Raw genomic sequence first — 13,464 nt, 5'->3', positions numbered from 1 at the left:
TTTAACGCTTAATTAATGGCCTAATCAAATCCTCTAACCCATTTAGTTTTATTTCATACATTTCCTGTAGAAGATTGCCTAAAGCACCTTGAGGAAATCCCTTTTGCTTAAACCATACGTAATATGGTTCAGGAATATTGACAAGGTAACTACCCTTATACTTACCAAAAGGCATCTTATAATTTGCTAGTCTTTTTAAATGTTCCTTTGGATCTGGAAATGCATTTGTAGTATTTTTATTTCCAGTCATCGTAAAGTTTTAGTTGTTCTTCAATGTAATTTTCCCAATAAATTTCTGCGATCTCTATTCTAGAATGATTTGTTTCGCGATCAAATCTATCTTGCATTTTCACTCGTTCTTCTTCATTAGTCTTATAAGTATTCCGTGCAACTTCTTTAAAGTTGTTATCTCTAGTAATTGCATAAAATTTTGCTCTTAACTTACGAGCAAATAATTCGGAAATATCAAAGTGAGTTTGCTCGTGGGCTAAAATTGCAGCGTTCACTTTATCTTTATTATACCAAGAATTATAAGGGTAAAAATAACTTTTTACATCATAATCAACTTTAGTTTTTCCCTCTATAGTTCGTATCCCAAAGGACAATGAAATTCCTGAATTTGTACTAGCAACAAAGTTCCCTACGTTTTCAGGGTTACCTTTAAACATTTCCCAAGTTAACTTTTCGTCTTCGCGCCATGGTATTTTTTCATCTTCAACTACTGGAGTTGAAATGGTTGTAATAAATATAATGAGTATGAGAAATAATTTCATATAATAGTAACGTAGTAACCTCTTATTTATTGAGTACTTTTTTAAAGCAAACGCTGTCTACTACATCTGTATATTGACCGTAATTTTCAATTTGACAATACCCTCTTTTAATATATAAGCTTACAGCTTCAACTTGTCGCACGCCAGTTTCGAGAATACACGAAGTATAATTTAATGATTGCGCCCAAGTTTCTAATGCTTGTAAAATTTCAGAAGCAATACCATTTCCGCGAAAATTTGACTTAGTGAACATTCGCTTAATTTCCATTGTGGTTGCATCATATTCTTTAATGGCACCACAGCCAACTGCGATACTACCTTCATAGGCAATTATAACATGCTTGATAGAATTTAATTGATTAAACTGGTCATAAAACTCGTGATCGTCACCGTCTGTTATAGCTAAAAAAGAATCTAATTCCTTTACTAAGTTTACAAAATCTGGATTTGACGTGTCTGTTTTTATTAAATCAATCATCCCCAATTAAATGTTACAACTTTCTCGACATCTGGATGTAAGCTATAATGAACAGGGCAAGTGTTTGCTGTATGTTCAAGTATTTTTTGAGTTTTTAAATCTATTCCACTTGGCAAAGTAAAAATCACTTCAATTTTTGAAATTCTACGTGGGCTAACTGCCATTGTTTTAGTCACATCTGCTGTAGTTCCATCAATAGAAATATTCTCTAAAGTATTAGCTTTAATCCCCATCATAGTTAGCATGCAGTTTGCTAAACCAGTTGCTACGGTATCTGTAGGCGAAAAAGCTTCACCTTTACCATTATTATCAACAGGAGCGTCTGTGGTGAAAGAATTTCCAGATTTTAAGTGTGTATTATTACATCTTAAATTTCCTAAATATGTAACTTGAGATGTATTCATAAATACAAGCTTTAATTTATCTAATTACTTCAAATTGTAAATCCTCTTTGTACTTGATTATGTAAAAAGCATTATTTACATAACCAGACATAAATTTTTTAGAATATCTAAATTTATTTTCAATGTATTCAGTTTCAAAATCTGAATCTGATGCTTGATAAATATCTTTACTTGATGCTAAACGCAATAAAATATCGTAAGTGATGTCAAAACCTCTAACTGCATATTTATTGGGAAGAACGCCATATTTATTTTTATAACTTATCAAAAATGGTTCGCGATCTTTATAATTGTAGTTCTTATTTACTGACGGAAATGTGAAGTTAAGTTTTGCTAAATGCATATTTGAAACATCGTGATAATCATATGCTTCATTTTTATCTAAACTAAAAAGACGTAATTTATGTTCTATTGGTAAACCGTTTAAAACTCCCACCACATTACTTACTAAAATGGGATCACTAGATTCTAATATTACCCAATTCTCCTTGTTTACAACAATTTGATCTAAGATATCTTGTACGTATAAAAAACCTTCTTTTCTAGGTTTAGCCATTTTAGCACCTGGAAGTGCTGCCATTAATTTAGCTTTTTGAGCAGCATGATTTCCGTCTGTAATAACAATAATATTTTTTCCAGTAGATTGTTCTTTCAAATATTCAATCATTGCATCTTCTAACATTGAATCATCTGGTAATGTTTGAAACAAATTTCTTGAAATTTTAACTTCTTTATTACTTAATGGAGAAAAAACAGGAACACTACCTCCTTTTAATAATCCTGCAGCTTTCTCAACTTGCTTTTGACCTAAAGGCCCGATTACAGCATCAAAATTTTCAAAATCATTTTGTCTTAAAATTTGTTCAACTTTAGCACTGCTATATTCTGTATCGTGAACATCAAGTATTATTGATATTCCTTTGTCTTTAGCAAACTCTGTTGCCATTAAAACTCCACTGTAGAAATCTAAAGACAATGCCATAAGTTTGTCTTTTTTAATTACATCGCTAGATGTATTAGATGTGTCTGTAACTGCTTTGTTTAACCTAAAAGGTAACAATACAGCAACTCGTTTTGTTGATGGATTAACAATACTGTTTTCAAGGTTTACAACTTCAGTACTATCTGCTACGACTGCTGTTGCAGTTTTAGGAATTTTCAAAATCATCCCTTCCTTTAATCCTTCACTTGCATAAGGATTTAATGCTACAATTTCTTCTTCCGTTAAACCTGTTTTTACTTTCAGTCTAAAAAAACCTTCTTTAGGTTGAACCTCGTAAAACATAAATCCCTCTTCTGTCACTGCGGTTTCCATAACTGTTTCCGCAGGCACATTAATGATTGCTCCTTTAGTCAAACCTGGCCCTAATTGTGGATTAATTTTTTCTAAATCGGCAATAGTTATACCGTACATTCTTGCAATACCATAGCGAGTCTCTTTAGGCTGTACGGTGTGGCTAGTTAATTTGCCAAGATCAGTTGTTACAGGAGTTGGACCAATTTTCGGAACAATTACAGGTTTATCGTTTTCTGAGGTTACCACTTGGATAACTCTTGGCTTTGCATAAACAGGAATTTGTATACGTTCTCCTTTTTTTAATTCACGAGCGTATAATTCTTTATTATAACGTTTAATTTCTTCAACTGAAACCTCATATTTTTTAGCAATACCAAATAACGTTTCTTTACGTCTAACTTTATGCTTTTTAAAATCAATAGGATCTGAAGATATCCCTAATACCTTTGCAGATTTAGGTAAAACTAACACCGTATTTTCAGCTGGTTTATCTGATACATTAGGATTTAACTTTACAATATCTGCTTTTGTTAGGCCGTATTGTTCTGCTATTTTCCATATAGATTCGTTTTTCTGAACTACATGTGTACGATAATCATTTTGAGAAATAGCATCGCTATTCATTAAAATCATTGCCGCAAATACGAGATAAACTACATATTTCATATCTATTGTTTTCTTTAATACTTCGGAAATTTTAAATCTAGAAAATTTCCGAAGTATTTATTAGTTTCTATTGGTTTGCAAAGTATGCTTTGCAATAATTATTCCCACTCAATTGTTGCTGGCGGCTTACTACTTATATCATACACTACTCTATTAACGCCTTTAACACGGTTTATTATATGGTTACTTGTTTCCTGTAAAAATTCGTAAGGCAAGTTTACCCAGTCAGCAGTCATACCATCTGTACTTTCTACCGCTCTTAAAGCTACCACCTTTTCATATGTACGTTCATCTCCCATAACCCCAACGCTATTTACTGGTAATAAAATTGCTCCTGCTTGCCATACTTTATCATACAAATCCCACTTACGTAGTCCTTCTATAAATATAGCATCTACTTCTTGAAGAATCTGTACTTTTTCAGCAGTGATATCTCCTAGTATTCTTATTGCTAAACCTGGTCCAGGAAATGGATGACGACCTAATAATAATGGATCAATTCCCATTTGCTTTCCTACACGACGTACTTCATCTTTAAATAACATACGTAGTGGCTCCACAATTTTCAACTTCATAAAATCTGGAAGTCCACCTACATTGTGATGCGATTTAATTGTTACTGATGGTCCATTAACACTTACACTTTCAATTACATCTGGGTAAATTGTACCTTGTGCTAAATATGTTACATCTGTAATTGACGTTGCTTCATCATCAAAAACTTCAATAAAAGCATTACCTATTGCTTTACGTTTTTCTTCAGGATCAGACAGTCCTTTAAGCGCATCCAAAAAGCGTGCCGATGAATCAACACCTTTAACATTTAGGCCCATTCCTTTGTACTGTTCTAAAACACTACTAAATTCGTCTTTACGTAATAAACCGTTGTTTACAAATATGCAATACAGATTTTTCCCTATTGCCTTATGTAATAAAATTGCAGCTACGGTAGAGTCAACTCCACCACTCAATCCTAATACTACTTTATCATCTCCTATTTTTTTCTGTAATTCAGCAACTGTAGTATCTACAAATGCTGCTGGCGTCCAACTTTGTTCAACACCTGCCATATGTACTAGAAAGTTTTCTAATAATTGTTTTCCATCAGTTGTATGATACACTTCTGGATGAAACTGTATAGCATATGTTTGTTCCCCATCAATTCTGTACGCAGCGTTTGAAACATCTGGAGTACTTGCTAGTCTTACACCTCCTGTTGGAAGTGCTGCAATTGTATCACTATGGCTCATCCACACTTGAGTATCTTGAGCGATATTAGCGAATAGCGCTTCACCATCTTTAATCATAGCTAACTTAGCACGACCATATTCACGTATATTAGACGGAGCAACTTCTCCACCAAAATTATGTGCCATATACTGTGCACCATAGCAGACACCTAACAAAGGAAGTTTTCCTTTAATATTAGATAAATCTGGTGCTGGAGCATCATCTGCTCTCACAGAAGACGGACTACCCGAAAGGATTACGGCTTTAAATGAAGATAAATCTTCTGGAACTTTATTGTATGGGTGGATCTCGCAGTAGATATTTAACTCGCGTACACGTCTAGCAATTAGCTGTGTATATTGTGATCCAAAATCTAGAATTAGGACGTTGTTTTGCATAGGCAAAAATAGGCTAAAAATTATTTTTGAATAAGCTACTCTCAATAAAAATATAGCGAAGTAATTAACAGTATTTCAACTATTATTTTTTGAAAGAATTCAAAGCCGAAATTTTAACTATTAATTATAATGCTATTGCGGTGAACTCAGGTAAAAGTGGATCTAGCTCGCGCTTTAAAGTAGTTAACAAAACATCTCCAAATAATAAATAGAATTCAGAAAAATTAGCTTGGCGTTCTTGAAGTGAATTATTAGGAAAAATTTCACTTTGTATTTCTATAAGTCTTGTTAGTTGATCTTGATATTTTCTTTTTTGTGCTTTCAGTAATCGTTTTTCTAAATGTGCTAATCCATTAGTTTGCTTTTTTTCTTGCGCAGCGACAGCTCCTAAAAATGAAGCATCTGTTTTTTTAGCAATTTCATACAAGTCTTTAAATTGAGATGCCAACAGTTTCTTTTGCTCAGAAAAATCTATCGAAATATCTGAAAGTGACTTAGTAAAATACGTTTTTAAGTCGTTCTGTTTTTTAAACAACTCTTTAATAGTCAAATCTAGTTTTTCAATTTTTTGATTATTTCGTTCCTCATAAATTAAAGCTGAATTTCTAAGTAACAACATAGGAAAAGGTACAGCTACACATTTAAAATAATCTTTCAACTGTAACCAGTATGCTAATTCGCCACCTCCACCTGTATAACATAAATTAGGCAATATCACCTCTTGATATAAAGGACGTAATAATGCATTGGGTGAAAAACGCTCTGGATGCTTTTCTAACGTTTCTAATATTTCGGTTTCGGTTAATGAAATGTTAGTATCATTTACGTGAAAGACATCCTCTTTTTTAATAATGCGCTCGCGGATTCCTTCTATTATATAAAAGAGGTTTACCTCTCTTGGATGTACTTGCTCATTATAGCCAGCATCGATTAATCGCTTAGTGGTGGTTGTAATTTCTTTATGACTTATTTGGTCTAAAAGCTCCTTTTTAACAAATGGAGCAAACAACGTTTTTAAACCAACATCGTTACCATCCACTATCACTAAACCATCTTCTTTAAAAAGTTCATTCCCAAGAAAACGAGTAGCATCAGCAAGGTTTGAATGTTTTACATATGCTTCTTCAAAAAGTGTTACTAACTTTTTAGCATTATCAGTTTTTCCTAATTTATGTTTAAAAATTGACAAAACTTGATCGATTCCTTCTGTAGAAAACTCACCAACAGCCCCACCATCTTCTCTATTCCATTGAATTTTATTTCCTTTAAAATTGAAATAATTAATTTCATCAAAATCGTGATCCTCAGTTGCCATCCAATACACTGGAATAAAAGTATATTCAGGATGTGCTTTTTTTAATTGTTTAGCTAAATTAATTACTGATACTATTTTGAAAAGGAAATATAAGGGACCCGTAAATAAATTAAGTTGATGCCCTGTTGTAACAGTAAATGTTTTATCCGTTTTTAATGCTAAAATATTACTTTGTGTAGCTTCTGAAATATTAAAACCATCATATTGTTGTTGTAATTGCTTCGCTAAAACTTGGCGTGTATCAAGAGTGAAACTAGCACTTTTCTCTTTTAATTGAGCTTTAAAATTTTCAAGTTTTGGGAACCTATTGTAAAAAGGCTTTAACGATTGCGCTTCTGCGAGGTAATCGCACATTGTTTGAGAAAAATAGCCTGTGTCCTTATAAGGAATCGTAGTTTTTACCATAAGTCGTTCTGGTGGTTTATTCAAAAATACATACTTAATAATAATTGATAATTGCTAAGACACAATTTTATCAAAACTTTAAGTCGGTTTTATTTATTTAAAATTTCCGAAGCCATCATTTTTCTACTATAATTTCCTATTTATTATTTTATCTTTATCATAAAAATACACACGAGCTATGTTAAAAAAAATCTCATTATTGCTACTTTTAATAAGTATTACAGCCACGGCACAATTACAATCTCCTGCCGAATTTTTAGGCTATGAAGTTGGAACTCAATTTACACGACACGCTACGGTTGTTGATTATTTTGAGCACGTTGCCAAAAATAGCAAGATGGTTACTTTTACGGAATACGGTAAAACAAACGAGCGAAGACCTTTAACATATGCTGTAGTTTCAAGCCCTTCAAATATTTCGAACATTGATAATATTAGAACTGCAAATTTAGCAAGCACAGGTATTATTGAAGGTTCTGGAAACGCAGATAAAGCAATAGTTTGGCTTAGTTATAATGTACACGGTAATGAGGCTTCAAGTACTGAAGCAGCAATGACTACGATCTATGAACTTGTAACTAAAAGGCAATCTTGGCTAGAAAACACCGTGGTAATTATTGATCCTTGTGTAAATCCTGATGGTCGCGATAGATATGCAAACTGGTACAACCAAGTTAAATCAACCCCTTTTAACGCTAACCAAGTAGCTGCTGAACATAATGAACCCTGGCCAGGAGGAAGACCAAATCACTATCTATTTGATTTAAATAGAGATTGGGCTTGGGCTACACAAGTTGAAACTCAACAAAGACTTAAAGTTTACAATACCTGGATGCCACACATTCATGTTGATTTCCATGAACAAGGTATTAATGAACCATATTATTTTGCTCCAGCAGCTGAACCATTCCACGAAATTATCACGCCTTTCCAACGTAGTTTTCAAACTGAAATAGGAAAAAATCACGCACGGTATTTTGATAAAGAAGGTTGGTTATTTTTTACAAGAGAACGTTTCGACTTACTTTACCCAAGTTATGGTGATACCTACCCTACTTTTATGGGAGCGATTGGGATGACTTATGAACAAGCTGGTCACGGTCGTGCAGGTTTAGGAATCAACACAGATGAAGGTTACGAGTTAACCCTTGTAGATCGTGTTGCGCACCATACAACAACTGGACTTTCTACAGTTGAAATGGGGTCAAAAAACGCATCACAACTAATTAGTGAGTTTAAAAAATTCTTTAAAAATGACAACCTAAAATACAAGAGTTATGTATTAAAAGGACACCCTGATAAAATTGCTGCTGTAAGCCAATTATTAGACAAACACGAAATTAAATATGGCTATTCTTCTAACGGAAATATTAATGGGTATAATTATAATGAAGCAAAAAAAGGGTCACTAAATGGTGCAGGAGCTTTAGTTGTAAGTACTAACCAGCCTAAAGGTAAAATGGTTAAAGTATTGTTTGAACCTGAAGCAGTACTAACAGAGCCACTTACTTATGATATTACTGCTTGGAGTATTCCTTATGCTTATGGACTTGATGCAATTGCTTCAGAAAATAGCGTGCAAGCCAACGGAAAAACCCCTGTAACAATTATTAACAATACAAACGTAAATGCTGCTGGTTACATTTTAGAGTGGAATAGCATGGCAGATGCAGCTTTCTTATCAGACCTTTTACAAAACAATATCAATGTTAGGTTTAGTGAAAAAGCACTTCGTTTTGCAGGAAAGGATTTCGACCGCGGAAGTTTAGTTATTACAAAAAGTGATAACCGCACTAATCCAGATTTCAACACAACACTAAATCAAATTGCAAACAAACATAACCGTTCGTTATTTGCTTCAAGTACAAGTTTTGGAGATACCCGAACAGATTTAGGATCACCAGATGTTAAAATGATAAATGCTCCTAAAATAGCTATGCTTAGAGGTAATGGAGTTTCGTCATTAAGTTATGGTGCAACGTGGCATTTCTTTGAAACGCAATTAAAGTACCCTGTTACTCATATTGACACAGACAACTTTAACACAAAAACATTAGCGCAATTTAATGTACTTGTCATGCCAGAAGGATGGTATAATAAATTGCTAAGTGAAAGCAATATGACTGGATTAAAACAATGGATTCGTAACGGAGGAAAAGTCATCGCTTTAGGCCGTGCTTCAGCTAACTTTGCAGATAAAGATGGTTTTGGTTTAAAGAAAAACAAAGCAGATGACGCTGATAACAATGAAGATGAAACTACTGGAAACTTAACACCGTACGACCAAAGAGAACGCTCAAATGTAAAAGACCTTATTACTGGTAGTATATACAAAGTGAAATTAGATCCATCACACCCAATGGCCTTTGGGTATGGTGACACCTACTACAGTTTAAAACAAGGTGCTGCTTCATATAAGTTTTTAGACAATGGATATAATGTTGGTTATATTGATGGAGATGCAATAAGTGTTTCTGGTTTTTCAGGAGATGATGCTAAAATGAAATTGAAAAATTCAATGATTTTTGGAGAAGCGAGAATGGGGGCTGGTAGTGTAGTTTATTTGGTGGATGATGTATTATTTAGATCATTCTGGGAAAACGGAAAGCTGTTTTTCGCGAACGCTTTATTCTTTGTAAACAACAATAAATTTACACTATAATTCAACAATAATTATTTAAAAAATGCCGCTCAATTTGAGCGGCATTTTTTTTTGTTTAAGATGTTATGGCTTAATTTCAACCATATACCTAATCTTTAATTTCATCAATTAATACTTCTGCTCTCGCTATAATTCTAGTATATTTCTTATACCCCAAGATACTAACAGCAATAACTAAAACTAAGGTGACAGAAATAGTTCCAAGTAAATAAGCATCCATTCTCTCGAAAAAATCACCATTATCAAAAACTCCTGAGAATACTGGCAATGCAGTTACAAAAGCTATAACAGTAAACGGAATAGATAATTTCTGAACCAGTATTAATTGCTTTTTTTCTTTCGCAAATGCTTTTGCAATCTCTCCTACACCTTTGTTATAATCAATAACACCTTTAGTTCTCTGTAAAGTAGTTAACACAAATAGTGGCATTGCTATTAATAAAAATAACAATACTCCTCCTCCTACATATTCATACCAAATATCAAATTTATGAAAGTTCAATAATATCACTATCGCCATAATAAAACAAACAATCGCTCCAGCTCCTTCATAACGCTGTACACAACTAAACTTACTTTTATATTTCTCCTTTGTAATTTCCATAACTTGGCTTTTATTAATTAATTCTAAGGTATCAACTCGTTGAGACAATTCGCTCCATTGGTTTTTTATTTCATCTAAATCCATAACCATTCTTTTACATTAATTGCTTTAACTTTTCTCTAATTCGCCCCATCCGTGTACCTACATTATTTTCAGTATACCCCATAATTTCTCCTATTTGCTTGTAACTATTTCCTTCAAGAAACAATAAAGTAACTCCTCTATCAATAACATTTAAACGCTTAATTGCCTTGTACAAAGCGTCAATATTTTCTTGCACTTGAGTACTATTATCATCAATTACATCAGGTATCTCAATAGGAGTAATTGTAGAGACAGCGCGTTTTTTCTTATTCAAACTAGCTATGGCAGTATTCATTCCTACGCGGTACATCCAGGTTGTTATTTTGGCTTCACCTTTAAAACTGGAATAAGATTTCCATAGTTGAAATACTATTTCCTGAAACAAGTCCTGCTCATCTTCAAGAGTATTAGTGTATAACTTACTAACCTTATAGATTAAAGCTTTGTGTTGTACTATTAAATCTGCAAATTCTTCTTTCAAAATGGATGGTGGTCTTTTACAAACTATTAGTGTAGTATATATTAAAAATAGCACATAAATAACTAGTTAAAAAAATCACAAAAACAAATTTATCTTATAACCCTAGTAATGATAGCACCTTAGAATACTATTTGTTTTTTTGCTCAATCCACTTACTCAAGTATTTTGTAGCTTGTAGTGATTGATGTAGTAGAATTTGACCAATAAAATTCTCTTGTCTGTGGCCACCTAAGTTATCAAATACTAATGTGATTTTAGTTGTCAATTCTTCAGAAATTTTCTTGGTTGAAAATTTATTCTTTAAAACTTTAAAACCCGATTGCTGACCATCTAGCCAATCACTTTTTTCTGAATAGAGTATTACAGACAAGTTTACAATCTCATCAACAGAATTTCCTATATTACTAGCTTTATCTAAATCTGTGTACATTCCTTCAGCACCAACAGAAGTAGTAACTGCAGGAGTACCATAAATTAATGAATCTAATAATTTACCTTTTAACCCAGCTCCAAAACGCAAAGGAGCTAAACAAACTTTAGCTTTTATAAAAGCAGAAGCTACATCTGGAGCCCAACCTTTTATTAAGAATCCTTCTTTTTCGTTATGCAACTCACTAATTTGTTGCGGTGCATAATTACCATAAACAGAAAGTGTAGCTTTTGGGAGTTGCTCACGAATTTTAGGCCAAATATCTTTTTTTAAAAATAAAACGCTATCGACGTTGGGTGCATGAAAAAAGTTTCCAATCGTCATAAAACCTTCGCGTTCGCTAAAAGATGGAAGATTCAAATCTAATACCTGCTCATCAACCATAAACGGAACATAGCACAATAGTTCTTCTGAAATATTAAAGGTATTTACAAGAAGTTCCACTTCAACTTCAGAAATTATTAGTGAAATATCACAACGCAAAATACTAGCTATTTCACGTTTTGCGGTTTCTGAAAACAGATTTACATTAGCTAAATTTCCTTCCTTTTTAAATGCATCTTGCCGAGCTTTTCTTAAAAAATGTAAGTCTTCCGTATCAAGAATTCTCATCGCTTTTGGGCATTGTTCTGCTACTCGCCAACCAAATTGTTCTTCCGTAATAAAACGGTCAAACAACACAATATCTGGATGGAATGAAGCTATATAATCATCAAAAGAAGAATCGTTAAGCTGTAATATTTCCGAAGTAATTCCTTTTGAATATAAATCTGCACTATGTGTTGAAACACTCGCAGTACTTCCAAATTCAATTAAAAAACCTTTATTTAAAAAGACATCAATTAATTGTAACATACGCTGTCCTGCAGCTGTAGTAGATGGCTCAGGGAATGTATGACCTATAATTAAAAGCTTTTTTTGCACTAAGATTGTATTTTTTTAAATTTTATAAATCTTCTATATTAACAGACACCGTTTTGATAGTTGAAGGCTTATCTTTTGAGGTAATTGTCATAGCTGCAAAAATTTTATTTTCAAATAGTTCAATTTGAGGAAAACCACTCGCTCGCTCTGCACTAGTATTAGAGAGAGTAATAACTTCACCTTTCGAACCATTACTATTAACTTTCATAAGCTGTATTAACGTTTCATCATCTACTTGTTCCATCCAACTTACAACAGCTTCATTTTTACTGAGCATAACCACATCTACTCTACCTAAAGTTAAATTTGTATCAATTCGAATAGGTAGTCCAAAAGTTTCACCACCATCTTCTGAAAAAATTAACTGAACTTTATTCTTTTCATTTACTCCAGTAAACCAAGCTACCGCAAGACTTTCTTCAAATGCAGAGACCGTTGGACCATTTACTGGGCAGCCAGAAATTTTCCAATTATCCTTATAAATTGATTGTGGCTGCGTCCAAACACCATTAATATTTCTGCTAATAGAAATATCCCTTATTTCATCCTCACTACGATCGCGATAAACTACCACTGGACCGCTGCTTAATGTTGCCATACTTGTTCCGCAACAGTCACAAACTCGTGAGTCAACCTCATGTTCATTAGATATTATCCCCTTTGCAGAAATATGTGCAGTTCTCAAAGTCATTGCACCATCTGTACTGTGTCCTTCATTGTGATGTCCTCCACCAGCAGTATTACGACCATCTAGCCAACTTACAAAAAAACCACCTTTTTCATCTGAAGATGTCGACACAAATCCATGTTCACTTTTAGTTCCATCAGTATGTAATAGAATATTTTTCTTCCATTTTTTTAAAGAGTCATCATAAACATTTACTTTAATATCATAAGTATACGTATCTGCTGCAGATTTTTGCAAATAGGTAGTTAGAATATTTTTATTACTTTCAGTAATTGTAGGGAAATCTGCCCAATTATTAAACCAATCTTTTCCTTTTGAAACTATAAATGGGGAATTCCACATCTTACCATCAAATGCGGCAAATTCAAGATGAGCAACCTCTTCCATTTTGAACACCCAAGACATAAATAACTTAGAATCAGAACTAAACAAACGTGGAGTAGCACTATTTTCCTTTATAGGATTAACTAAAGGGTAAACAACTTGAACAATATCGTTAACTGCATTTGTAGAGATTTCGGTTTGTTTTTCTTTACACGAAACACTTGCTATCAATATAAACAGGACAAGGGATAGAATGTTTTTCAAAAGGTATATTTTAATATAAAAATACTAAAATAGCATG

General features: G+C 33.1%; 12 protein-coding genes. 1 reads left to right on the top strand and 11 read right to left on the bottom strand.

Translation table 11 applies throughout. The annotated features are described in order from the left end of the window. Position 1 precedes the first annotated feature (1 nt). From GBH57_RS05335 to bshC, 7 genes are all read right to left on the bottom strand, one after another. Positions 2–250 carry a DUF3820 family protein gene (locus GBH57_RS05335; protein WP_151673044.1) on the bottom strand — a complete coding sequence of 83 codons (249 nt, stop codon included), beginning with the start codon at positions 248–250 and terminating at the stop codon, positions 2–4. Further along, positions 237–773 (bottom strand): DUF922 domain-containing protein, encoded by a 537-nt coding sequence (locus GBH57_RS05330; protein WP_151673043.1) that lies wholly within the window; start codon positions 771–773, stop codon positions 237–239. The genes GBH57_RS05335 and GBH57_RS05330 overlap by 14 nt, the downstream gene beginning before the upstream one ends. 22 nt (positions 774–795) lie before the next feature. Beyond that, entirely contained in the window at positions 796–1,251 is a 456-nt protein-coding gene (locus GBH57_RS05325) for a GNAT family N-acetyltransferase (RefSeq protein WP_151673042.1), read from the bottom strand. Beyond that, positions 1,248–1,655, bottom strand: coding sequence for an OsmC family protein (locus GBH57_RS05320; protein WP_151673041.1), 408 nt, complete (start codon positions 1,653–1,655; stop codon positions 1,248–1,250). Before GBH57_RS05320 ends, GBH57_RS05325 begins: the two co-directional genes overlap by 4 nt. 16 nt (positions 1,656–1,671) lie before the next feature. Further along, on the bottom strand, positions 1,672–3,618 hold the full coding sequence (locus tag GBH57_RS05315; protein WP_151673040.1) for a LysM peptidoglycan-binding domain-containing protein: 1,947 nt from the start codon (positions 3,616–3,618) through the stop codon (positions 1,672–1,674). A 98-nt stretch (positions 3,619–3,716) separates the two neighbouring features. After that, complete coding sequence (gene guaA / locus GBH57_RS05310) at positions 3,717–5,246, bottom strand: glutamine-hydrolyzing GMP synthase (protein ID WP_151673039.1); 1,530 nt, start codon at positions 5,244–5,246, stop codon at positions 3,717–3,719. 124 nt (positions 5,247–5,370) lie between these two features. Further along, positions 5,371–6,966 (bottom strand): bacillithiol biosynthesis cysteine-adding enzyme BshC, encoded by a 1,596-nt coding sequence (bshC, locus tag GBH57_RS05305; RefSeq protein ID WP_151673038.1) that lies wholly within the window; start codon positions 6,964–6,966, stop codon positions 5,371–5,373. A gap of 178 nt (positions 6,967–7,144) precedes the next feature. On the opposite strand from bshC, the gene GBH57_RS05300 reads away from it, so the two are divergent. Then, positions 7,145–9,628 carry a M14 family metallopeptidase gene (locus tag GBH57_RS05300; RefSeq protein WP_151673037.1) on the top strand — a complete coding sequence of 828 codons (2,484 nt, stop codon included), beginning with the start codon at positions 7,145–7,147 and terminating at the stop codon, positions 9,626–9,628. Positions 9,629–9,716: 88 nt separating this feature from the next. On the opposite strand, the gene GBH57_RS05295 is transcribed toward GBH57_RS05300, so the two are convergent. From GBH57_RS05295 to GBH57_RS05280, 4 genes are all read right to left on the bottom strand, one after another. Then, positions 9,717–10,316 carry a hypothetical protein gene (locus tag GBH57_RS05295; protein WP_151673036.1) on the bottom strand — a complete coding sequence of 200 codons (600 nt, stop codon included), beginning with the start codon at positions 10,314–10,316 and terminating at the stop codon, positions 9,717–9,719. A 10-nt stretch (positions 10,317–10,326) separates the two neighbouring features. Then, complete coding sequence (locus tag GBH57_RS05290; RefSeq protein ID WP_208997615.1) at positions 10,327–10,797, bottom strand: RNA polymerase sigma factor; 471 nt, start codon at positions 10,795–10,797, stop codon at positions 10,327–10,329. Positions 10,798–10,924: 127 nt separating this feature from the next. Continuing rightward, positions 10,925–12,151 (bottom strand): glycosyltransferase, encoded by a 1,227-nt coding sequence (locus GBH57_RS05285; protein WP_235904649.1) that lies wholly within the window; start codon positions 12,149–12,151, stop codon positions 10,925–10,927. A 22-nt stretch (positions 12,152–12,173) separates the two neighbouring features. After that, on the bottom strand, positions 12,174–13,427 hold the full coding sequence (locus GBH57_RS05280) for a hypothetical protein (protein ID WP_151673035.1): 1,254 nt from the start codon (positions 13,425–13,427) through the stop codon (positions 12,174–12,176). Positions 13,428–13,464 lie beyond the last annotated feature (37 nt).

The sequence above is a fragment of the Patiriisocius marinus genome (assembly GCF_008974325.1).
Taxonomy (GTDB): Bacteria; Bacteroidota; Bacteroidia; order Flavobacteriales; family Flavobacteriaceae; genus Patiriisocius; species Patiriisocius marinus.
This window is presented reverse-complemented; position numbering and strand designations above follow the sequence as displayed.

Coding starts and splice junctions, on each gene's coding strand:
- GBH57_RS05330 (WP_151673043.1), bottom strand. CDS start 773: ATGAAATTATTTCTCATACTCATTATATTTATTACAACCATTTCAACT.
- GBH57_RS05335 (WP_151673044.1), bottom strand. CDS start 250: ATGACTGGAAATAAAAATACTACAAATGCATTTCCAGATCCAAAGGAA.
- GBH57_RS05300 (WP_151673037.1), top strand. CDS start 7,145: ATGTTAAAAAAAATCTCATTATTGCTACTTTTAATAAGTATTACAGCC.
- GBH57_RS05295 (WP_151673036.1), bottom strand. CDS start 10,316: ATGGATTTAGATGAAATAAAAAACCAATGGAGCGAATTGTCTCAACGA.
- bshC (WP_151673038.1), bottom strand. CDS start 6,966: ATGGTAAAAACTACGATTCCTTATAAGGACACAGGCTATTTTTCTCAA.
- GBH57_RS05315 (WP_151673040.1), bottom strand. CDS start 3,618: ATGAAATATGTAGTTTATCTCGTATTTGCGGCAATGATTTTAATGAAT.
- GBH57_RS05320 (WP_151673041.1), bottom strand. CDS start 1,655: ATGAATACATCTCAAGTTACATATTTAGGAAATTTAAGATGTAATAAT.
- guaA (WP_151673039.1), bottom strand. CDS start 5,246: ATGCAAAACAACGTCCTAATTCTAGATTTTGGATCACAATATACACAG.
- GBH57_RS05325 (WP_151673042.1), bottom strand. CDS start 1,251: ATGATTGATTTAATAAAAACAGACACGTCAAATCCAGATTTTGTAAAC.